17 protein-coding genes are annotated in these 23906 nt (G+C 53.9%); 12 read left to right on the top strand and 5 right to left on the bottom strand.

Annotated features, from left to right (window positions below; genetic code table 11):
• Positions 1–66: 66 nt before the first annotated feature.
• Positions 67–975 (top strand): ABC transporter permease subunit, encoded by a 909-nt coding sequence (locus M1D70_RS29980; protein WP_009593013.1) that lies wholly within the window; start codon positions 67–69, stop codon positions 973–975.
• A gap of 19 nt (positions 976–994) precedes the next feature.
• Entirely contained in the window at positions 995–1894 is a 900-nt protein-coding gene (locus tag M1D70_RS29975; RefSeq protein ID WP_456288669.1) for an ABC transporter permease subunit, read from the top strand.
• A gap of 132 nt (positions 1895–2026) precedes the next feature.
• On the opposite strand, the gene M1D70_RS29970 is transcribed toward M1D70_RS29975, so the two are convergent.
• Together M1D70_RS29970 and M1D70_RS29965 are read right to left on the bottom strand one after the other, a co-directional pair.
• Entirely contained in the window at positions 2027–3496 is a 1470-nt protein-coding gene (locus M1D70_RS29970; RefSeq protein ID WP_456288668.1) for an alpha-amylase, read from the bottom strand.
• Between the two features lie 293 nt (positions 3497–3789).
• Entirely contained in the window at positions 3790–4833 is a 1044-nt protein-coding gene (locus M1D70_RS29965; protein WP_456288667.1) for a YeiH family protein, read from the bottom strand.
• Between the two features lie 157 nt (positions 4834–4990).
• On the opposite strand from M1D70_RS29965, the gene M1D70_RS29960 reads away from it, so the two are divergent.
• Complete coding sequence (locus tag M1D70_RS29960) at positions 4991–5887, top strand: LysR family transcriptional regulator (RefSeq protein WP_009593001.1); 897 nt, start codon at positions 4991–4993, stop codon at positions 5885–5887.
• A 169-nt stretch (positions 5888–6056) separates the two neighbouring features.
• Positions 6057–6275 carry a DUF378 domain-containing protein gene (locus M1D70_RS29955; protein ID WP_009593023.1) on the top strand — a complete coding sequence of 73 codons (219 nt, stop codon included), beginning with the start codon at positions 6057–6059 and terminating at the stop codon, positions 6273–6275.
• Positions 6276–6670: 395 nt separating this feature from the next.
• On the opposite strand, the gene M1D70_RS29950 is transcribed toward M1D70_RS29955, so the two are convergent.
• Positions 6671–7705 carry a glycoside hydrolase family 18 protein gene (locus M1D70_RS29950; RefSeq protein ID WP_456288666.1) on the bottom strand — a complete coding sequence of 345 codons (1035 nt, stop codon included), beginning with the start codon at positions 7703–7705 and terminating at the stop codon, positions 6671–6673.
• Positions 7706–8127: 422 nt separating this feature from the next.
• Here M1D70_RS29950 and M1D70_RS29945 point away from each other — a divergent pair, with 422 nt between their 5' ends.
• The 8 genes from M1D70_RS29945 to M1D70_RS29910 all read left to right on the top strand — a co-directional run bounded on the left by M1D70_RS29945 (position 8128) and on the right by M1D70_RS29910 (position 19338).
• Positions 8128–9099: an ABC transporter permease gene (locus M1D70_RS29945; protein WP_009593016.1), complete on the top strand. Its 972-nt coding sequence runs from the start codon at positions 8128–8130 to the stop codon at positions 9097–9099.
• Between the two features lie 15 nt (positions 9100–9114).
• Positions 9115–10023 (top strand): carbohydrate ABC transporter permease, encoded by a 909-nt coding sequence (locus M1D70_RS29940; protein WP_009593009.1) that lies wholly within the window; start codon positions 9115–9117, stop codon positions 10021–10023.
• Positions 10024–10066: 43 nt separating this feature from the next.
• Positions 10067–11674, top strand: coding sequence for an extracellular solute-binding protein (locus tag M1D70_RS29935; protein ID WP_009592998.1), 1608 nt, complete (start codon positions 10067–10069; stop codon positions 11672–11674).
• A 144-nt stretch (positions 11675–11818) separates the two neighbouring features.
• Positions 11819–13204 carry an alpha-L-fucosidase gene (locus M1D70_RS29930; RefSeq protein WP_456288665.1) on the top strand — a complete coding sequence of 462 codons (1386 nt, stop codon included), beginning with the start codon at positions 11819–11821 and terminating at the stop codon, positions 13202–13204.
• Positions 13205–13265: 61 nt separating this feature from the next.
• Positions 13266–14552, top strand: coding sequence for an alpha-L-fucosidase (locus M1D70_RS29925; RefSeq protein WP_456288664.1), 1287 nt, complete (start codon positions 13266–13268; stop codon positions 14550–14552).
• Positions 14553–14618: 66 nt separating this feature from the next.
• Positions 14619–15644, top strand: coding sequence for a carbohydrate-binding family 9-like protein (locus M1D70_RS29920; RefSeq protein WP_456288663.1), 1026 nt, complete (start codon positions 14619–14621; stop codon positions 15642–15644).
• 7 nt (positions 15645–15651) lie between these two features.
• Positions 15652–18270 carry a transglutaminase domain-containing protein gene (locus tag M1D70_RS29915; protein ID WP_456288662.1) on the top strand — a complete coding sequence of 873 codons (2619 nt, stop codon included), beginning with the start codon at positions 15652–15654 and terminating at the stop codon, positions 18268–18270.
• Positions 18271–18291: 21 nt separating this feature from the next.
• Positions 18292–19338 (top strand): glycoside hydrolase family 18 protein, encoded by a 1047-nt coding sequence (locus M1D70_RS29910; protein WP_009593022.1) that lies wholly within the window; start codon positions 18292–18294, stop codon positions 19336–19338.
• Between the two features lie 214 nt (positions 19339–19552).
• Here M1D70_RS29910 and M1D70_RS29905 read toward each other — a convergent pair whose 3' ends face one another.
• Both M1D70_RS29905 and M1D70_RS29900 read right to left on the bottom strand, forming a co-directional pair.
• Positions 19553–21850 carry a helix-turn-helix domain-containing protein gene (locus M1D70_RS29905; protein WP_009592991.1) on the bottom strand — a complete coding sequence of 766 codons (2298 nt, stop codon included), beginning with the start codon at positions 21848–21850 and terminating at the stop codon, positions 19553–19555.
• Positions 21851–22288: 438 nt separating this feature from the next.
• Complete coding sequence (locus tag M1D70_RS29900) at positions 22289–23866, bottom strand: amidase (protein WP_456288661.1); 1578 nt, start codon at positions 23864–23866, stop codon at positions 22289–22291.
• Positions 23867–23906: the final 40 nt, after the last annotated feature.

Below are 23906 nucleotides of genomic sequence, written 5' to 3'. Positions count from 1 at the left end.
GTAGAATAAGTGCTTAATCGAATGAACCAAGAGGGGTACTACTGAAATCATGTGTGGGAGGACGGTATGAGATTAAAAACGCAAATGCTCAAAACGACGGTGACCAGCCTGCTGGCTTTTATGTTCATCGTCCTCATCGTCCTGGTTCCAAGGGATCTGAATCTGTCGCTGGACAGCAATTTATGGGTGACAAATTATTCCTTTGATCTGGGTGAGTATGTAACGCATATCCGGGATTATTTTGCAGCGGCGATTCAGAACGGGACGCTAGGGGAATCGCGATATAACGGCCAGTCTTCGGAAGCGGCCGCTTTCGGAGCCGTCGGCAAAAGCCTGCTCGTTATTGTATCCGCTTTATTCATAGGATTCGTGTTCGGCATTCTGAAGGGAGTCCTGGACTACAAATTGTCCAAGACCAAATTTAGCGCGCTGGGGCACTGGACGACATGGCTGTTCCAGTCCATTCCGGATTTTTTCCTGATGCTGATCGCACAGTGGGTGCTCATTAAGCATGTTCCGGCTATCCGTTATTTTGCGGTTGACGGCTGGGAGGCCTTCGTGCTGCCTTCGCTGCTTGTCTCGATTTACCCGATTTTCTTCATTGCCCGAATCACGTCGGCCTCGCTGCTCGCACAGGAAGGCAAGATGTACATACTGCTGGCTAAAGCCAAAGGTCTGAGCGACCGAAAGGTTGTCTACAAACATATGCTGCGCAACGGCATCGCGACCATCCTGACCCATCTTCCGGGCCTGCTTGTCTTCATCTTGTCCAACCTGCTCGTGGTGGAATATTACCGCAACTATCCAGGGGCGGCGTGGAGATTGTTTCTGGCACTGGATTTCAATACGTTCAGCGGCACCGGCGGCAATTATGAACCGGGTGTCATTATTTATATCGCATTTTCCTTCATGGTGCTGTTCATGATCGTCCAATGGATCAGTCATTCGGCACGCAAGTACTTTGATCCACGATAAAGATATGAGGTGAGTCGTCTTGAAGAACTTTCCTTTATGGATAGGCGGTATTTTGCTTGCTTTCTTTGTTTTCGTCATGCTGGCGGGGCCTTACATGCCCTTCATCGATAAGGATTTGAAGAATGAACCCTCCAGATGGGTGATGAAGGACGGGAAGCAGAAGCTGACCCTTCCGCCCTATAAGCCTTCCTCAAAGAATTGGCTTGGATCGGACAAGAGGGGGGTCGATAACCTGAGCAAGCTGGTTGTGACCGCCAAGGATACGATCCTGCTGGTGCTCGCGATTACGGCTGTCCGATATGCGATTGGGGTTCCCCTGGGATTGATTGCCCGCAAGAAAAAGGGGTTCACCCACCGGCTCATCACCTTTTGGAACCAGTTGTGCTCCTATTTGCCGCCGGTCTTTGCATCCGCGCTGCTGCTTGCGCTTCCGTTCTTTCTCTTCTCCCAGCAGCGGATGGGCTGGGCCATTCTGATTCTGGCTAGCGTCGAGGCCGGGCGAGTGGCCATCACGATTCAGCAGCAGGCCCACAAGATGGCAAGCGAGCCTTATATGGAGGCCGGAACCGCGTTAGGTCTTCGCACGAGGACGCTGACGAAGAATTACTATATCCCGGTCATGTTCCCCGAAGTGATCGTCAACTTCTGTTTGGATATGGGAAAGGTCATGCTCCTGCTCGGCCAGCTTGCGATCGTGAACATCTTCCTTGGTCATGAGTGGAAGGAAGTTAATTATTACGTCATGGAATTCGTGGAGACCGGGTATAACTGGGCGACGATTCTGTCCAAGCATCGGGCAGACATCTGGCTAGGGAAGTTCCAATTCGTGGTCTATCCGGCATTTGCCATGATGCTGCTGATCATCACGTTCAACCTGTTAGGCGAGGGTCTGCGCCGCCGTTTTCAGGTTAAGGGCTGATTAGGGGGCTCTGGCTGTTAACGCAAAAAACCGGAAGAATGAAAGCTTCTGCAGGTGCTTCCCATAAGGAGGCAAGCTTCTGCGGAAGCCGATTTCTTCCGGTCTTTTTATATCCATGCCTAATGCGGTTTGTCACGCTTCTACGGGGCTATCCGGGTGAGCCCAGACGGACACGCTGCCGCCGTTCACCGGGAACAGCCCGAAGCCGTCCTCGCCGATCGTTACGCGATCCTTCCGGGTGCGGGTCAGATCCACCCATACCTCTCCGGCGCGATGCTCGCCGACAAACATACGCTTATCCCCGGCTTCGCCGTTGGCGATGACCACCGCGCAGCCGGAGTGCTCGATTTCCTGAATGCCGCGGCGGACCCAACCTATCGTATTCGGGTGGTCAAAATAATCATCCTGCTCGCCGTACGCCCGATTCGCCCTGGCATACAACAACGGATCAATCGCTTCCCGTTTGCCGGGAATGGGGTTCTCGCCGCCGATTCCGTAATAATCGCCGTAGAAGACCGAAGGATAACCGTCCTTCCGCAGCAGAATCAACGCATAAGCGCTCTGCTTGAACCAATCCTCCACCCAGGATTCCAGCGATTCCTGCGGCTGCGAATCGTGATTGTCCACAAACGTGACGGCATTCATCGGATGTGATTGCACGAGCGTATCGTCGAAAATCGTCCGCAGATCGAAGGAGCGGCCGGCTTTCGAAGCCGCTTGGAGTTTATAGTGAAGAGACACGTCGAACAGATCGATTTTATAATCCACCGTATCCAGGAAATTCCGGCAGTCTTGAAGCTCGGGGTTCCAGAACTCCCCCACGATGTAAAAATCATCGCCGCGCTTTTTTTTCAGGGCTGCCGCAAATTCTTTGATGAAGTCATGATTGATGTGCTTGATCGCATCCAGCCGGAATCCGCTGCATTGCAGCGTATCCACCAGCCATTTTCCCCATGCAATCATTTCCTTGCGCACATCCGGATGGCTGTAATCAATGTTGGCAAACATCAGGTAGTCGTAATTGCCGAATTCATTATCCACCTTGTCGCTCCACGATTTATTCTCGCCGACGATGCGGTAAATGCCGGAACGTTTGTTGATTTCGTCGTAATCGGTCCCATTGAAATGAGTGAAGTTCCATTGGAAGTCAGAGTATTGATTCCCCCGGCCGGGGAACGTGAATTTGGTCCATCCCTCAATCTCGAACGGCTTCGATATATCCTTGGTCCGATCCATCTCGTCGACCTGTACCACCCGGAAACGCTCGGTCTCATCGGCGCCCGCCTTATGGTTCATCACCAGATCCACATAGACCGCGATCCCGTTCTTCTGGCAGGCCGCGATGGCATCGACCAATTCCTGCTTGGTTCCGTACTTCGTGCGAACCGTTCCCTTCTGATCGAATTCTCCCAGATCATACAGGTCGTAAACGCCGTAACCATTGTCCTCGGCGGACGATGCCTTTGTCACCGGAGGAATCCAAACCGCGTCGATCCCTGCCTTGCTCAGCTCCGGCGCTGCGTTCTTGAGCCGGTTCCAGTGGGAGCCGTCGGCTGCCACATGCCATTCGAAGAATTGCATAATCGTATGATTTCGCTGCATACTTCCATCTCCTCTATCCTGATCGATCTGCATGATGACTGCATACTAAGCTCAAATACCCAAGAAAGCGGGGGAGCTAAACCGTCCCCCCGGATCGGGCAGACCCCGCCCTTTTAGTTTTACCCTAAAATGGAAAGAAAAAGACGGGGCTGACCATGCTGCAAAAACCGGAGTGGGTCTAAATCCAACGCGAGGAGGATGGAAAGGGATTGGAGGCTTTCACCGCCAAAAAGCCATCCCCCGCGAGCAGGGAATGGCTTTTCGTTTCGTGCACTGGGCCGGTACCTGATTGCTTATGCCATGGCATAAGTCAGCAGGATCAGCAGCACGGTGGTGATGGACATGGCCAGCAGCGGCCGCCAGGCGCCGCGTATGTCCTTCAAGTGGACATTCAGGCCAAGTCCCACCATCGCCATGGCAAGGATGAAGGAGGCTGCCTGGGATATCGTATCCTTGATCGGCAGGGGAATGATCGGTTGTCCGGTAAATTCCCAGCTTCCCAGCAAGCTCGCTGCGATGAAGCCAAGCAGGAACCAGGGAAACTCCATCCGCGTTTGGCTCTGTAGACGTCCGGTCCGCTTCATCCAGACCATTAGCACGATGCTGAGCGGCACGAGCAGAAATACGCGGCCAAGCTTGGCAAGCAGGCTGATGGCAAGAGCATCTTCGCCTGCCGGAGCGGCTGCGAGTGCCACATGGGCGATCTCATGAAGACTTACGCCCGACCAGACGCCGTATTGGGTATCCGATAAGGGAAGCAGCGGCTGGATGAGGGTATAACCGATCGCGACGATGGTTCCGAGAAAGGCAATAAGCCCTGCTCCAAGCGCGGTGTCCTTTTCCTTGGCTTTCACGATCGGGGACACGGCGGCGATGGCCGCCGCGCCGCATACACCTGTTCCAATCCCGAGCAGAAGGGACAGGGACATATCGGCCTTCAGCCATTTGGCAATCAGCAGTGTAAGCCCGATCGCAAATACGACGCTGATGACATCTCTCAGCATTAAACCCAAGCCTTGCTGGAATACGACGCCGATATTCAGCTTTAGGCCATATAGAATGATCGCTAGGCGCAGCAGACGCTTGGCCGTGAATTGGATCCCGATGCGCAGTCTCTCCGGGTAACCGCGCAGCTGCCGGTATACAGCGGCGATCAGAATTGCCCAGGCTAGCTGGCCAAGATAGCCAAGGCCCGGCACGCTGGCTAATCCGTAACCGGTAAGGGCGATGACAAAGGTAAAGGCAATACCGCCTGCGGCGGCGGGCAGCGAATGCTGCGTCCATCGAACCAGACGACGGACATGCTCTTGAGATTTGGAATATGCGGGTTCAGCCATAAGACATAACCTCCGATTCGTTCGGTTGGTCTGAACCCATCGTATCCCATTGCTTAGAATAAGAAAAATAAATCATTATGATGATCATCATAAGTAATTTATTATGGTAGTATAACGCATAACCAAATATAGATCTGGAGCGAAGGGGGATAAAAGCGTGGATCAAGCACTGGAAGTATTCGTAGCCGTTGTAGACAAGGGGAATTTTACCCGCGCGGCCGAGGAACTGCTCATGACACAGCCGGCGGTAAGCCAGTATATCCAGGCGCTGGAGCGTTCCGTTGGCACCAAGCTGCTGGAGAGAACCAATAAATACGTCCGGCTTACGAAAGCGGGAGAGATCGTATACCATCATGCGAAGGACATTTTGGGCCTGTACACCCGCATGAATGCCCTTGTGGACGATTTGATGCATCGGGCAAGCGGCCATCTGTCCATCGGCTCCAGCTATACTTTCGGGGAGTACATGCTGCCGCATTTGATCGCATATATGAGGGAGCGTTATCCCTTGATCCGCCCGTCGATTACGATCGGGAACACCAAGGAGGTGGCGGAGATGATATTGCGACATGAGGCGGATATCGGGATCGTCGAGGGCGACTATCAGGATGAGAAGCTGCATATCGAGGCTTTCGCGGAGGATGAAATGGTGGTGATGGTCCCCCGTGACGGGCGGTACGACCATCTGCAGGAGGTGCCGCTGTCCGAGCTAGCGGATGAGACCTGGATTGTCAGGGAAGCCGGTTCGGGCACCCGCGAGGCAACAGAGCGGATGTTCTCCCGGTATCATGTTCATCCTAAGCATATCGTGGAGTTCGGAAGCACCCAGCTGATCAAGGAATCCGTGGAGGCAGGCCTTGGCGTCACGCTGTTGTCGAGGTGGGCGGTGCGCAAGGAGATTCGACTCGGAACGCTGCATATGCTGGTACCGGATGGCAAGCCGGTGGCGCGCCAGTTCTCATGGATTACGCAGAAGACGCCTTATCATACCAAGGCTGTTGAGATCCTTCTGGAGCTTCTGCGTCAACAGCGCGGATTTCCTAATGAAGTGTAGGGGAAGAAGGCAATTTCGTATCGAGTATCAAGGACATCCCGCTTAGGGATGTTTTTTTGTCCGACCATGATTATAAATGCAATTGTTGGTTAAAAATAGTTACCAGAATCTTTTTGAATAAACCATATAAGAAATGACGTGAAAAAAAGGGCGTAAGGAGGGTTAAACGATGAGAACATTTAATACCATCGCATTGCTGTTATTGATTATCGGAGGCATCAACTGGCTGCTCGTGGGTCTGTTTCAATACGACCTGGTCGCTGCATTGTTTGGTGGGCAGAGCTCTGTAGGCTCTCGCATCATCTATACGATTGTCGGACTGTGTGCACTGTACTCGATCCGCTTCTTCGGTGATGTTACGAATGACGACCGTTCAACAGCAAAGTAGGTTATATTTAGTGACATAAACATAACGCGAATGACGAGAAATGCCCATGTTTGCATAAGCCAAAAAGCCGGCCCCTATTGGGGACCGGCTTTTTTTGCTGTCCAAAACTCGAAACTGTCCGAGTGACGGCATGCTCATGTGAGGTGCAAAATCAACATATGCAGTATGAAATTCTCAGTATAAATAAGGGTTTTCGTGCTCTATAGCTATAGATAAAAACGACATATTTACGGAATTCGGAAGGAACTCATAGAATAAAGCCAAGTCATTGCAGCGCAAGAAGATGAAGTCAATTGCATGTTATAAAAAATAACGTGAGTCTCGTCTATCATCAGCTTTTCTAAGACATGTTGAAGGGAGTGAACCTGCTGCAGCTCGGGCAAGCCCGAATCCGATTAAGAATAAAAGGCTTTGTGCATGGCATTCAAAAGGCTGTGCGTTGCATCGCAGCTGTATTCCCAGAACATGATGCCGGCCAGCCCCTGCTCCTGTATGTATTTGCATTTATGAGTCAGGGATTCGGCGTCATCGTATGTGATGAAGCTGCTGCCGTCGAACAAGTAAGGCGCTTTGGCTTCGTCGTCCCAGTACCTCTTATAGGAAGGATTGCTTAAATACTCGGCAGCGAGCTGGGTATAGGTCGGGCCGTAACCTCCGGAGGAGGGAGCGACCTGGAGGTAGCCGTTGTTCACGTCCGGCACATTGTTCCACTTCCTGGAGTAGAATCCGGCGCCGATCACGATTTTTTCGCGCGGCACACCAGCCTGAGTAAACAGGCGGACGGATGCATCGACGCTGATTCGGAACAGATCGCCGGTGGAGGTGTACAGATTGGTGTGGTGGCCCGTCATCGTCTGGAATCCGCCGCGCATGTCGTACGTCATCAGCTGAATGAAGTCGAGATAGGGGTGGATGTCATTGATTTCGGTGCCGTCGATATAATATTGATCGGCGCCGGCCGCGATCGTGAGCAGATAGTGTGTCTCGCCCCGCCCGTACTGATCCAGCGTTTCCCGGAGCTCCTTTAGCAGCAGCGTAAAGTTCTCCTTGTCGTTTGGCGATGCCGCCGTTCCGGCGATCGAGTAGCATGGATACTCCCAGTCCAGGTCAATGCCGTCGAAGGGAAACTCTTGCAGCAGCTTGATCGCCGATTCGCACACGCTTTGTCTTCCTTCAGACGTGGCTGCCGCTTTCGAGAATCCGTCGGAGCCCCAGCCGCCAACGGACAACAATATGGTTAGTTCGGGATTGATGGATTTCAGGCGTTGGATCTCATGAATGGTGTTCGAATCGGTATACGTGATCTTGTCTTCTTGGATATGGGCAAAAGCGATGTTCAAGTGAGTGAGCCGCCGGGCATCTTCGGCCGTGATCTCGGATAAGACTTTGCGCCCTGCATAGCCGGCTAAAATCCAGGGTGATGGCTGCATGCGTAATACCTCATTTCTTTTAGAATATGTCAGTTTTGCTTTTACGGTTTATTTTTCCAACTTACGGTCAGATATGACATCTGTCAAGGATCATCCCGTTAGCGAGGATGACAATTTACCTTAGAAGGAGGGGTCAAAAACCACATGTTTTCCTGCCCGAAAACGACAATGACAAGACTGGCAAGGACGTGAAAAGCCCGTCATACCAATGGATGGCGCCGTTACAACCGGACGATTGAAAATGACATATTTACGGATGATGCCTTGATCCATACACTTGGGATGTAAGCGTTAACATTTCTGAAGCGGGCGAAAGCCGCACGCTAAAGGGTGGTCAGGAAGGCTCTTTCTTATACATTGAACAGGGATGCTTTTCCAAAAAAAATGGCCGGATTTTTCATTAGAGAAGGAGGGAGAAACCGATGCAGCAAAGTGGTAAGTCCGCCCTGTCGCCAAACTTATCGGTGAATACGATTCCGAATCGTAAAAAAAATACATTATGGAGGAGGATGATTCGAAACTGGGAGCTGTATTTGTTTATCGCCCCGGCATTTCTGTATTTTGTCATTTTCCATTATGGCCCGATGTACGGGATCCAGATCGCCTTCAAAAACTTCATCCCGACGTTGGGAATAACGGGAAGTCCGTGGGTCGGATTCGACCACTTCGAACGCTTCTTCAACTCTTATTACTTCTGGGACTTGCTCTGGAATACCCTCAGCATCAGCTTGTATGAGCTGGCGATCGGCTTTCCGCTTCCCATCATTCTGGCATTAGCCTTCAATGAAGTGAAGGATTCATTCTTCAAGCGTACGGTACAGACCGTCACGTATGCGCCGCATTTTATATCCGTTGTCGTTATGTCCGGCATGATCATTACCTTCTTGTCCCCTTCGTCGGGCATGATCGTTAATTTTGTGGAAATGCTCGGTTTCCAGCCGCCGCAATTCTTGACGGACCCTGCCTGGTTTAAGACCGTATACGTGCTGTCCGGCGTGTGGCAGAGTGCGGGCTGGGGTACCATCATCTATCTGGCCGCATTGTCGGGCGTCGATCCGCAGCTGCATGAGGCAGCCGTCGTGGACGGTGCGAGTCGGTTCAAGCGCATTCTGCACATCAATATTCCGGCGATCGTACCTACGATCACCATCCTGTTGATTCTGAATATGGGCAGCATTTTAGGAGTTGGATTCGAAAAAATCCTGCTGCTGCAAAACCCGCTGAACATGAGTTCTTCCGATGTCATCTCGACCTTCGTCTACCGGTCCGGTCTGGTCGATGCCCAGTACAGCTTCTCCACGGCCGTCGGATTGTTCAACTCGGTAATTAATGCGATACTGCTGATCGCGGTGAACCAAATTGCACGCCGCACCAGTGAAAACAGCCTGTGGTAGAAGGAGGGGAAACACATGTCATCCGCAGTTAAGGAAAGCAAAGGGGATAAAATATTCCTGCTATGCAACTACATCTATCTGACGATTGCACTGATCATCGTACTGTACCCGCTGCTGTACATTGTCAGTGCCTCCATCAGCGATCCGAAGTACGTAAGCTCAGGCGAAATGTGGCTGATCCCCAAAGGGATCACCTTCGACGGATATGCCCGCGTCTTTGAGAACGCCAATATATGGATCGGTTACAAGAACACGATTATTTATACGGTGATCGGCACGATCGTAAACCTCATTGTCACGCTGCCGGCAGCCTATGCGCTCAGCCGCTCGGACTTCGTGGGCAGGGGATTCTTCATGGCGATATTCCTGGTGACGATGTTCTTTGGCGGGGGGCTGGTTCCGAGCTACCTGCTTGTGAAGGATCTCGGCATGGTGAACAGCATGTGGGCGCTGATTCTTCCCGGAGCTGCATCGATCTGGAATATTATCGTGTCCCGGACATTCTTTCAATCCACCATTCCGAAGGAGCTGCAAGAAGCGGCCCATATCGATGGGTGTACCAACTTCCGGCTGTTCATCAAAATCGTTCTGCCGCTTTCGATGCCGATTATTGCGGTCATGGCCCTCTTCTACGGAGTCGGTCACTGGAACAGCTATTTCAGCGCGATGATTTATCTGAACGATGCGGCGAAGTATCCGCTGCAGCTCTTCCTGCGTCAAATCCTGGTGCTTCAGGAAATGGCGGCGCAGGGCGGCGGGGCGATTGATGCCTCCTCGGCGGCGGCGATGAATACCAAGGCGGAAATTGCCGCACTGGTCAAATATGCCGTCATTATCGTCGCAACCTTGCCAGTTATTGCCATCTATCCGTTTCTTCAGCGTTACTTTGTGCAGGGTGTTATGATTGGTTCCGTTAAGGGCTGATCTTAAACCATACAATCCACACCAAAAAAGGGGAGTTGTTGTAATGAAAAAGCTTCGTAAAGCATCATCCATTTTACTCTGCCTCACCCTCTCGGCATCACTGTTGGCCGCTTGCGGTTCCTCCAAAGGAGAAGGAGGGACGGCGTCTCCCGGGACGCCTAGCACGGAAGGCGTCAAAAAAGAAGGATTTCCGATCGTGGATGAACCGATCACGCTGAAGGTCATGTCACAGGACGCAGGTGTGGCGGACTGGAACACGATGCCGGTCCTCCAAGAAATGGAGAAATTAACAGGCATCAAACTGGAGTATCAGCTTTCGCCGATCGACAGCTTTGAAACGAAAAAGAATCTGGTGTTCGCGAGCGGTGACTTGCCGGATATGTTTTACGCGGCCGATCTGAAGCCTGCTGAGCAGGTAACCTACGGCAGCCAAGGCATCCTCATTCCGCTGGAGAAGTACATTGACGAAGGCTATGCACCGAACATCAAAAAGATATTGGATGAGAATCCGGATGTCCGCAAGTCCTTTACGACCCCGGACGGGCATATGTATGCGCTGCCGTTCGTCGACAAGGCCGCCGTATGGTACAGAGGCCCGATGTGGTACAACGGCAAGTTCCTAAAAGCGTTAAACGTGTCCGAACCTAAGACTACCGAGGAATTATATACGTTCTTGAAGCGCGTCAAGGAAGAAGATCCTAACGGAAACGGTAAGCAGGACGAGATTCCGCTGACTTCGGTGAAGCTGGATGACCTGCGCATGTACTTCTTCGGCTTCTGGGGCATGTACAACGAAGGCATCTATTCCGACAAGGACGGGAAAGTACACTATCCTTACCAAGAAGAAGGCTACAAGGGCTACCTGACGTTCATGAACCGTCTGTGGAAGGAAGAATTGCTGGATCATGAAACCTTCTCGCAAACGGGCGATCAGAAAAAAGCCAAGGGAGAAAACAACCAGCTGGCCTTGTTTAACGATTATCATGCGTACTTCACCCTGGGCGGCGAGCCTAGCAGCGAGCATCCGCTCATGACGCCGGTGAAGAGTGAAATCGCCGATTCTCCGGTATATGGCATGCATCCTGGCATGTCGGCAAGAGGCACATTCGCCATTTCAAGCAGCAACCCGAATCCGGAAGCTACCATGCGCTGGATCGATTACCTGTACAGCTATGAAGGCGCAACGCTGTTTAACCAAGGACCTGAAGGCACCCTGTGGAAATTCAAGGATGAGGCAAACCGCGTGAAAGAATGGCTCCCGGTACCAGGCGGCGGCGACCGTGAGGAATATCGCGGCAAAATCACGCCGAACTTCGGCATTCTGACGCCTGGCGTCAATGATCCGGAAGTTACGAAAGGTCTTCGCACCGAATTCGATGAGTGGATCGACCAGCAGAACCAAGAAAAGCTTGTGCCGATCGGTAAATCGCCGTTCCCTAACGTCTACTTGACGAATGAAGAGCAAAGCGAAGCTACCGCATTGTTGTCCGATTTGGAAACGTACGTGAAACAGATGGAAGCCAAATTCGTGACAGGCCAAGAGCCGCTTGAAAACTGGGATAAATATGTTGCACAAGTCAAGAAAATGGGCAGCGACCGTCTCGTCGAGCTGTATCAAGGCGCATACGACCGCTGGAACGCCGAGCAATAATCAGATGCATAGTTGAACAACAAAGGGCCAACGTATCCCGGTCGATTCTTGACCGGGGGTTGGCTATTGTTTTTAAGGGGCAGGCAAGGCTATTCAAACGGTCTTCCTAGTGCCGTTATCACAAATGAAATATGGAGGTACACCATGTCGGAGAACAAGCTGGTAGAGGAAGAGCAAGCGGTAGTGGAGCAGGGCGTGCATAATTTCAGCAGCGAGGACAAATGGGTCAAGCCGGAGGATCCGCTGCTCCTGGAGCGCCTGGAGTGGTTCAAGGACCAGAAGCTGGGCCTGATGATGCATTGGGGACCGTATTCCCAGCTGGGCCTGGTAGAATCATGGGCGCTCAGCGATAAAGACGCGGACTGGTCGCGTGACGGCATTGACTGGGATATCGATGCGGAGGAGCTTAAGCGGCAGTATTTCGATCTGAACAAGACGTTCAACCCGCTCCGCTTTCAGCCTGATCTATGGGCTGACCTGGCAGCGGATAACGGCTTCAAATATTTGAACTTTACGACCAAGCATCATGACGGGTTCTGCATGTGGGATACGCATACGACCGACTACCGCGTCACGGGACCGGACTGTCCGTTCCATACCCATAAGTACGCTGATATCACGAAGGAGCTATTCGATGCATTCCGTGCTAAAGGGCTCGGTATATCCGCCTATTTCTCCAAGGCCGACTGGCATACGCCGTACTACTGGGCGCCGGGAATGGAGGCGGGAAGCTTTACGTCTCGCGGACCCAGCTACGATCCGAAGAAATACCCATGGCTGTGGGAACAGTTCGTCCAGTTTACCCATGAGCAGATCATGGAATTGATGACCCGTTACGGCCGCATCGATGTGCTGTGGCTCGATGCGGGCTGGGTGAACGATTACCGGGACCAGAACATTCGATTGGGCGAAGCGGTGGAGAAGGCGCGCAAAATCCAGCCTTGGCTCCTCTCGGCGGACCGGACGGTCGGCGGGCCTTACGAGAATCTGATCACGCCGGAGCAGACCCTCCCTGAACGTGCTCTTCACGTGCCTTGGGAAAGCTGCATCACGATGGGAACCTCCTTCTCTTTCCGTTACGAAGATCGTTACAAATCGGTTCGTCAGCTCATCCATCTGCTGGTCGAGATCGTGGCCAAAGGCGGCAATCTCGCGCTGAACATAGGCCCGCAGCCGGATGGAAGACTGTCCGAGACGGCCATTTCAAGAATGAAGGGCATGGGCGCGTGGCTGAAGGTCTACGGAGAGGCCATCTATGGAACGCGTGTCTGCGAGCCGTATTCCTCCGGCGCGGTCCAGTTTACCCAAAAAGACGATACGACCTATGCCATCTATCTGTATCGTAATGAGCAAGAAGCCGCCCCTGAGGAGCTGTTCATTCCGATTCAGACGGCGTTCGGCCGCGTTGATCTGGTCGGGGGTCAGGAGGCACTGGATTATCGCCGCACGGACGATGGTGTCGCGGTCCGTCTTCCGGATCAGGAGCGTCAGGGAACGGCGCCGATCGCGCATGTACTGCGGTTTCGGTAAGAGGCGGGCTGCATAAACGATATCTCACGTATAACGACTTCAAGAAGAGGTGTGGACAGATATGCGGAAATGGTTCGAAGAAGCCAAGCTGGGGATCTTCATTCACTACGGCATCTATGCCGTGGACGGGGTCTCGGAATCCTGGTCCTTCTATAACGGGAGGATCACGTACGACGAGTACATGAAGCAGCTGGACGGTTTTACGGCATCGAAATTCAATGCGGAGAAATGGGCGGACTTGATCGAGAAATCCGGCGCCCGTTATGCCGTGCTGACAACGAAGCACCATGACGGCGTTGCCCTGTGGGATACGCAGTACAGCGATCTCAACGTGGTCAAGCGGACTCCGGCCAATCGGGACATCGTGCGGGAGTATGCGGAAGCGATCAGGGAGAAGGGGATTCGCCTGGGCATGTATTTCTCCCTGATCGACTGGTCGCATCCGGATTATCCGAGCGTGTTCGAAGGAGGCAGGGTGCCGGAGGATCTCAGCGGCGTCAACCCGCACACCAGTCCCGTGGACGGCGTTCAGGATCAGGAGAAGTGGCAGAAATTCCTGGAGTTCAACAACAACCAGCTGCGGGAGATCCTGACGAATTACGGGAAGGTGGATCTGCTGTGGTTCGACGGCGATTGGGAACGCAGCGCCGAGCAGTGGAATCTGCCGGAGTTCAAGCATTATCTGCAATCCTTCAATCCGGATATCATCATCAACTCGCGGCTTCAGGGCCACGGCGATTATAAAACGCCGGAGCAGGGCATTCCGATCACGAGGCCGGAGGGACCGTGGGAATTTTGCACCACGATCAACACTTCATGGGGTTATGTGCCGACAGACCATAAATACAAATCATTAAACCAGATCATTCGGATGTTCTGCGACTGCATCTCCATGGGCGGCAATATGCTCTTGGATATCGGTCCCCGCGAGGACGGCACCATCGATCCAAGGCAGGAGGACATTCTGCTTGGGTTGGGAGCTTGGATCCGAACTCATGAGGAGGCCGTATTCGGAACGGGCGAAGGCATAATGACCCGCTATTATCTGGGAGGAAGCACGATCTCCGAGGATCGAAAGACATTGTACTTATTTGTCTATGACGACCCGAAGGAGAATGTGTGCATCAAGGGACTGTGCAATCCGATCAAGAAAATTACCGTGCTGCACTCGGGCAAAGAGCTTGAACATGAAATCCATGGAGGCGTGCCTTGGTTCAACATCCCGGGGACGACGTGGATCAAGATGACGCCGGAAGACACGCATGAGCAGGTGACTGTCCTTAAGCTGGAGTTTGACGAAGAGCTGGAGATGTACGGCGGCTCGGGAGCCGTCGTCACCCATAACTAACCATATCACGGGGAGATAAACGCTAGATAGGCGCTTTAGCCTCCCTCACGAAGCGGAGAGAATGACATGAACAGAAGTGGAGTGCCGGAGCCGAGGATTGAGTATGCTCCCAAGCATTACATATGCAGGCGTGCGGGACAGCCGCTCGTGCTGGACGGGCGCGTGGATAAGGCATTCTGGGATGCGGCGGAATGGACCGACGATTTCGTTGATATCGAAGGGGATCTTCGCCCGAAGCCGGCCAAACGGACCCGGGTTAAAATGCTATGGGATGACGCCTATTTTTATTTTGCCGCCGAGCTGATCGAGGATCAGATTTGGGCGACCTTGACGGAACGCGATTCGGTTATTTTCTATGATAATGACTTTGAAATATTCATTGATCCGGACGGGGACAGCCATCAATATTACGAATTCGAGATCAACGCACTGAATACGGTATGGGACCTGCTGCTGGTGAAACCGTACCGGGATGGCGGGCCGCCGGTTAACGGCTGGGATATCAGCGGTCTCAAGACAGCGGTGTTTATCGATGGGGAGCTGAATCGGCCTGGCGCCGATAACCGGAAATGGAGCGTGGAGGTCGCGATTCCTTGGAACAGTCTGAAGGAATGCGCCGAAGACGGCCGCCCGCCGTTGCCGGGGGAGTTCTGGCGCGTCAACTTCTCGCGCGTCGAATGGCAGACCGAAGTGCAGGACGGGGAGTATCGCAAGGTGGTGAATCCGGAGACAGGCAAGCCTTTCCCGGAGGACAACTGGGTATGGTCGCCCATGGGCATCATCAATATGCATTATCCGGAGCTGTGGGGTTATGTCGTATTCGCCGACGGCGAGGAGGGGCATCAAGCGTTCACGCTTCCGGAAGACGAGCGGATCAAATGGGAGCTGCGCAGGCTCTATTACCGGCAGCGTAACCACTATGAAGCCCACGGTGAATTTGCGCGGGAAATGAAGGAGCTCATGGGCGAGGATTCGTGGAGCATCCAACCCGTGATTGAAACGACCCGCAGCCTGTTCCAGATGAGCGCGCCTTCTTCCGACGGCACGGCTCTGATCTGCATTCGGGAAGACGGAAAGCTATGGAGGGAGTGAACGGAGGATGACCAGCCAAACCATGGTGTTCTCGCTGGATTCGCAAACGCTGGAGCGGATCGAGCAGAAGTTTCAGGAGAAAATCGCTTTCGCGGAGGCCCGCAAGGATCAGCTGTTTCACGTATTTGAGCAGGAACTGACGGAAGAAGAGGCTTGGGCCTTGAAATATTTGTTTGCTTACATGCCGGTGAACGACTTGGCCGACTACGATGGTGCATTGTTCTTAAGCCATGTGCGCCAAGCCTTGGACATCCGTAAGCGCGTGCCTTGGGGCGAGCGTGTGCCGGATCATCTGTTCTTGCATTTTGTGCTTCCATATCGGGTCAATACGGAAAATATTGAGGATTTCCGCGGTATCCTTTACAACGAGCTGGCCGAACGGACGGCGCGGTTATCGATGGCAGACGCCATTCTGGAGACCAATTACTGGTGCCATGAGAAGGCCACCTACATCGGCAGCGATCTGCGAACGATTTCGCCGCTGACGTTGATCCGGAATGCGCGCGGACGCTGCGGCGAGGAGTCTACTTTGGCGGTGGCCGCGCTGCGAAGCATCGGCATTCCCGCGCGTCAGGTGTATACGCCGCGCTGGGCCCATTGCGACAGCAATCATGCCTGGGTGGAAGCATGGGCGGACGGCCAGTGGTATTACATCGGGGCATGCGAACCGGAAGCCCGATTGAACCAAGGTTGGTTCAGTCCACCGGCGCGCAGGGCCATGCTGATCAACACGCGAATTTTTGCCGATTACCCGGGGCCGGAGGATATTACCCTGAATGAGAAGGGATTTACGGAAATCAACTTGCTGGAGAACTATGCGCCGGCGCGTACCCTTGACGTGATCGTGAGGAACGAGCAGGGAGAGCCCGTATCCGGTGCAAGCGTCCGGTTTGAGCTGTACAATATGGCCGAATTTTATCCCATTGCCGAGATCAGGACCGATGAACGGGGAGTGGCTTCCTTCAAGACGGGTTATGGCGATCTCTTGATTCGCGCGGTCAGCGAAGGCAAGTGGAGCGAAATCTTATATAAGGCCAACGACAACGAACGTATTGAGCTTGTGCTTACTTCGTCCGAACAGCCGGCAGGAATCGTGGATTTCGATATGGTTCCTCCACCGGAAGGAGAAGGAGATGCCGCATCGGCGCTGCCGGAAGAGATCATCCGGGCTCATAACCGCCGTCTGGAGGAAGGGTCAAAGATCCGAACCGACTACGAGGGGACATTCCTGAGCGAGGAAAAGGCATTCGCGGTGGCCAAGACGCTAGGGCTGCCACCTGGACGGGTGTGGGACGTTCTGCAAAAAGCCAGGGGCAACAGCCGTGAAATCGCCGCTTTCCTGGAGGAGCGATCGGGCGAATATGGCGAGTGGCCGCTGCGGCTGCTGGAGTCGCTGAACGAAAAGGATTTGATTGATACCTTCCGGCAAACGCTGGATGATCATCTGATGGGCGCGATCTCCCGGCGCGGATCGTGGGATGAGGATACCTTCGTGAAGTACATCCTGTGCCCGCGGGTCTCTTATGAAATGCTGGTTCCGTATCGACGCGTATTCGACCATGCCTTTACGGCCGCGGAGGCAGAAGCGTTCAGGGAAAATCCATCGAAGCTTGCCGGTCATTTGGAGCAAGGCTATGCGTATCATGAAGATCTTCCCAACTTGAAGGGCAAGGGGAATCCGGCCGGCACGTACAGCCTGATGAAGGGAGACCAGCAGTCGCTGGATATTCTGTTCGTGGCGGTATGCCGCAGTCTGGGAATTCCTGCCCGGCTGCATCCGAGCGAGCAGAAGCCGCAGTACCTAGGTGATGGCGGTTGGGAAGATGCGGTATTCCGTCTGGCTTCCCATCGGAATCAGGAGGGATCAAGCTGGGGGATGCTGCAGCTCCTTAGGGACCCGAAGGTCTCGAAGGACGCGCCAACCGCATCCTATGCCGAGAATTTTACCTTCGCCCGCTTGGAAGATGGTGTGTACAAGACGCTGGTATACCCTTATGGCATGACCGATGTTTACGATGGGCCGTATGAGGTGGAGCCAGGTTCTTACCGCTTGACTTCGGGCGTCCGGCTGAAGGACGGAACGGTAAGCGTGCGCTTCACGTACTTTACCGTGCGAGCGGATGATACCGTAGAGGTAGCTCTGACTTATCGGGAAACGGCGGTCGACATTCCCGTGCTGGGCAAGCTCGAGACGGGCGGCGTTTTGACCCGGCTGGATGGAACCGGGGTCGTTCTGAAGGGGCTGTTGGGGTCAGAAGGAGCCGTCGCTGCCTGGATCGAACCGGAGCGGGAGCCGACCAAGCATCTGCTTCGCGAGCTGAGCGAGCTGGCTGAGCCGCTCAACAAGCTGGGATTGCCGATTGTGCTGGCAATCGGAGATGCGGAATGGACGGCTTCCTTTGATCCGGCCGGCTATCCCAAGCTGCCGGCACGCACGGTATTCGTGCGGGATTCCGGTTATGCTTCCTTATCGGGCTTCATCCCGGATCCTGCCGCGCATGAAGCCGGTTACCCTCATTTGTTCGTCCTGGACGGCCAGGACCAGATCCGTTATGCGGCTTCGGGATACAAGATCGGCACCGGGAAAGAAGCGCTGCAGATTGCAGCCGCGATATCACAACCCTAGAATGGATCGGAGTGAAGTGTAATGACGAAGTACATTGCGGCGGGATACGCCGTCGATTCGGCTCTTCCCGACATGACGCATGAGGATTTGACGAAGCTGACGCATCTGAACGTGGCCTTCGGCCATGTCAAGAACGATGAGATCACGACCGAGCATCTGAAGAATGGCGAGGTTGTCCGGAACATCAAACGGGATCACCCGGATCTTACGGTGCTGCTGTCCGTTGGCGGCTGGAGTGCGGGCGGTTTCTCGGAAGCCGCCTCAACTGAAGGGGGAAGGGGCCGCATGGCCGCATCCGCCATACGGGTGCTGGAGGAATACCCTTTTGACGGGATCGATCTGGACTGGGAATATCCTTGCTACGGGGAGGCCGGCATAGCGTCAAGTCCGGACGATAAACGGAATTTCACCCTGCTGCTCAAGACGATCCGGGAGGCTCTTGATGCCAAGGGCTCGCAAGACGGGCGTCACTACCTGCTTACGATAGCTGCAGGGGCCGACCAGTACTATGTAGACGGCACGGAGATGGCGGAGGTGCAGCAGTACCTGGATTTTGTGCAATTGATGACCTATGACATGCGCGGCGGGTTTCAGATCCTGACCGGGCATCATACGAATCTGTACACGCCCACCGGCGATCTGTTCCGAATCAGCACGGATGCTTCCGTGAACCTGTTCGTCCAAGCCGGCGTCCCGAAGGAGAAGATCGTCATCGGTGCCGCATTCTATTCCCGCGTATGGAATGAAGTGCCGGACCGGAACAACGGCCTTCACCAAATGGCCGGCAGCACGGGCGGTTATGGTCCGGCGTTCGCGGAGCTGGCTGCCGAGTACATCAACAAGAACGGCTACATCCGTTATTGGGATGAGGAGGCTTGTGCGCCGTATCTGTTTAATGGCACCAGCCTGATTTCTTATGACGATGAGGAATCGATTCAGTGCAAATGCCAATACGTGAAGGAGCAAGGCTTGGCCGGGATCATGTTCTGGGAATACGGATGCGACCCGACCCGTCGCCTGCTGACGGCCATGCATCAAGGACTTCAGAGCATCCCGGCCGGGAAATAGAAGATGCTGGCGGATGGATGGCTGATAGCGCCTTAAAACATACGAAAACCTCCCTTGGACCCTAGGGCCCAAGGGAGGTTTTCATTTAACCGGCCAAACCGTTACTCGACGCATTCCTTGACGTCATCGTCTGAGTCCGTTCTCTGATGCGCTTCTCGGCGCGACGTATGAAACCATAATCCGACGGCCTCCTCGGCGCCGACGTCCGAAACCGTTACCCGATGCACTCCTCGTCGTCATCGTCCGTGGAATCGGCTGCGTTGGGACTGTGCATTTTACGGTATTGGCCCGGCGTGTAACCCGTCTCTTTCTTGAATTTGCGGATGAAGTTCGGTGTATCCAGGTAACCGACCCGCGTAATGATATCCTTTAACGGGTCGGATGTGTGGAGCAGCTGCCGGATGACCTCGTCCATCCGTTTCTGCCAGATGTACTGCGTAAAGTTCATGCCGATCTTCTCTTTGAAGGAGCGGCTGAAATACGACGAGGAGATGGAGAACTTGGACGAAATCGTGCCGAGACTCAGGTCATAATCCGTGAAATTGGCATCGATGTAAGCGACGATTTCGTCCATCAGGGAGCTTTCTTCCGTCTCGCTCTTCGCCTCGACATGGGCGCAGATTTCGGCGGCAAGGCCTGCCAGCTTCTTCTCCAAATCCTCCAGCGAGTCATAGGAAGTAACGCGCGGCAGCTGATTGACCACATGATGGATGCCGAGCTCCGAAGCCGTCTTCAGCATCGTGTTGAGAATATCAAAGCATATGCAGCGCAGCAGCGGTACGGACGGCATTTCCGCCTTCAGGTTATTCAATGCGGTGGATACCATCTGAACCGCCACGTCGTAGCTGCCCTGCTTCAAGCTTTGTACCAGCTTCAGCAGCACATCCTTAGGGACCCAGAAGGAGGAATCCTGCGCACCGGAGCCTGAAAGAGCGTTAAAGAAGGTGCTGCTCCCCTGTCCATGCAGCATGGATGCTTCCAGGGCGGTCGTTGCCTCGATGAAGGACTGATTCAGCTGTTCCGGATAGCTGTAGCGGTTGCCTACCCCGATCGCGGGAGAGACGCCCGTGTGCTCGGCCGCGATCGATTGCAGCGCCAGGGCGATGGGCTCCATGCGGGCGTTAAGGCTCGCTTCATGGCCGGTTTCCGCATCGAATCCGACGATGAGGGCCAACTGATCGGGCTGCGGCAGCTCCACCCCATAAGCATAGGCGGAAAAAGCGGTCAGCTCCACATCGTTCATCAGCTGCATGACAGGCCGCCGTTCCGGATTGTCGCCGATGGGAAGGGCATGCGACTCCCAGCCCATGGTCACGACGAAATAGTGGGATCGGCTGAAGCGGATGCCCAGCTTCTCCGTATACTCGGCGGGGAATTCCCCGGTATGACCGTGCTTCAGCAGCATGAGCAGAATGTGATTTCGCGCATAGGGCTCTTGAAGGTCGACGCGCTGGCTGTAATCATGCAGCGTCTTCTTGATCCATTCCAGCTCGTTGCTGGGGGTGGACGGTTCGGGATCATTCTTCAATCGAATGAACTCCATCAAATCCGAAATCGGATGGTATTGCCTGCGGGCCAGCATGATCGCCAGAATGGTGCCCATCATCACCACGAAGGAGAATACCAGAACGATAAAAGTGCGAATATGCACGATGCGGCCGAAAAATTGGTTGCTTGGCATCGCGGTGACGTAAGTCCAGCCCGCATCGGATTTGACGGATACAACCGAATGGGGCTCCTGGTTCAACGAAAGGCTGTGCGTTCCCGGCTCAAGCGAGAACAGCGCGTTGACCTCCTGCTCGGTAATGGTCTCGCCTTTGTAATTGGCTGCCAGCACTTGTCCGTAATTATCGAAAATATAAGTCATCCCATGATAATCGCTGAGGATGGAGTCGATCAATCCCGTCAGATTGGATTCATGGATGAAGTACATGACGGTGCCGTGAGCCGGCGTATTGTTGGGTGCGATCGGCACAAGGTATGCCAGCATGGAATTCTGGGTTTTGGTCCCTTGCACGACTTGTTCCGCCGGACGCATGGTCGGGATCTGAACGGAGTTTAAATCCCGGACCATCTCCGTTTCGTTCCAGCTGTTGAATTTGTAGCGGTCGGTAAAGACGTTCAGGTTCTCAAAGCCTTGAGACGAGTAAATGCTGTTATCTCCGCGGAAGAAGAGGAACAGTTCATCGATGATGGAGCTAGTGGCTTTGTATTTGACCAAGGCCCCGATGGATTCCCGGCTGTAGTACGGATGGTGGGTCCAATAGCGGGTCAGCTGCTCGTCGTAGGCAATCCGAAACGCGATGTCCTGCAGCTCCTTCATGCGCTCATCGATGACGGTTTTGGCCTGGGTCAGTTGATTGACGTTGGTCTGCTCGATCTCGGAACGGAGCGTATCCACGGCATTGTGGTAAATGATGATGGTTAATATAACAAGAGGTATCAGGAAAATGGATATGTAGGACAGTGTGTATTTAAGCAGAAGCTTGGACTTGAAGTGATTCCATTTCATATCTGCAACCTCCCGGTATTTTAAGATTATGGAATGATACGTTTACAGCAAAGCTGAACCATTCGATAATCGCAAGAAAATCTCCTCTGGGCATAAGTCTATCATCTGCGAAGGTACGTCGATAGACGTTTGACCTTTTCCGCCATCTGATAGCGCTATCATAAATAAAGGCAAGGCTGTAGCTTTCATGATTACCCGCCGGATGTTCCTAATGAAAATACTAGGAGAACTTGACTAATAAATCAATGGATCATTACTAAAATTAATTGGAAACATGCCAAAAATTCAAAATCGCAATGTAAATAACGAAGGTAATGGATGCTTATAGGCCATTGGCGGGCTTCTATGGACGCGCATGTCTTATCATTGCAACGTAGCTTGAAAAAACCGGAGCCGCTGCGGCTCCGGTTGATTTGGGCTGGGCTGATCAGGCAGGTATTAAGGCTTGGCGACAAGCGTTGTGGCAACGCGATGCTTCGTTGCCTGCTCGTAGTCGTAGGCCATGCCGAGCAAGTCGGCTTCGCTCCACATTTTGCCGACAAAGGCGATGGAGAACGGAGAACCGCTCTTATAATATCCAGCCGGCACCGTGACGAGAGGAACGCCCGCGATGTTGATCTCGGGAACGGTAGTGTCGGCGATTTTGTCTTCGCTGTGAAGCAGCGGCGTTTCCTTATACATCTGAGGGAAGACGAGTGCATCCAGCTTGTGTTGATCCAGCACGTCGTTAAAAATATGGAGATACTTCGTTCGGATATCCGTGAATGTTGAGAGATCAGGGACGGCGCCAGGATTACTCAAGGCTTCCGGGTACCTGGCGAGCGCCGATGGGGTCTCGCCCGTCTTCTCGATCAGTTCATCCACCGACTGAATGGCGGCATTCGGACCCAGGCGCTTCAGATACTGCTCCATATCGTACACGATCGATTCAATGCCGATGGAGCCTGACGACTTGGCGAATTCGGCGAATTCCGTATCGGCGAACGGATCGGTAACCACGATGGCTCCCTGACTCTCCAGTTCCTTCACGGCCCGGTCATATAGTTTCTGGGTCTCCGCCGTCAGCTCTTCGCCAAGCCACCCCGGGCCATAGAGACCGATGCGTTTGTTCTTGAGGGCCAACGGATTCAGCTTGGAGGTGTAGCCTTTCTTGGGAATGTTGCCGATCGATGCAACGGTCTTGGCATCCTCGGCCGTATAGCCTGCGATGACGTCCAGCATGACGGCGGCGTCGTGAACCGTACGGGCATGCGGGCCGACAACGTCTCTGGTGCTTCCGGCGAGAGGCACGACCCCGGCATTCGGCACCAATCCGAAGGTTGGCTTGATGCCGACCAGCGCTTGGGCAGCCGCCGGATTCTGGATCGATCCGCCGGTTTCTTCGGCAATGCCGAGCACGGCAAAGTTGCCCGATATGGACATCGCCGTGCCGGAGCTGCTGGCGCCCGGAACCAGCTTTCGATCGATGGCGTTATAGGTGTCGCCAGCCCAGCTGGAGCTGGCGCGCGTACCGTCGGAGCTGAATGCCGGGATATTGGTCTTGCCCAGTATAATGGCGCCAGCCGCCTTCAAGCGGGCAACGACGGGGGCGTCCTTCTCCGGAATCAGCTCGATTCCGCCGAGCTCTTTGCTGAGCGGGGCCCAGCCGAAGGTGGACGGGAAGCCGGCGACGTCGACGGCTTCCTTGATGACAATCGGCACACCTGCAAGGGGGCCGAGCTTCTCGCCGGCCGACCGGCGCCGGTCAACCTCGCGGGCTTCCTGAAGCGCGCCCGCATTCATCATGGTGAACGCATTGTAATTGGATTCATAGATGCCGATCCGGTCGAGGTAGGCCTTCACAACCTCCTCGGTCTTGAACGTTCCTTCCGCGTAACCCTTCTCAAGCTCCTTCAATGTAATTTCCTCATAGGCAAACCGTTCAGCTGCCGCAGCGGTTATGCTGTTCATGGCCAATCCTAGCAGGAGTGCCATGGACAACACGCGTTTGAATATCTTGGTTTGTTTTTTCATCATTCATCATTTCCCCCATTCGTCGTTTTTTCGCATCTCCCAT

The organism is Paenibacillus sp. AK002, from assembly GCF_053903045.1.
This window is presented reverse-complemented; position numbering and strand designations above follow the sequence as displayed.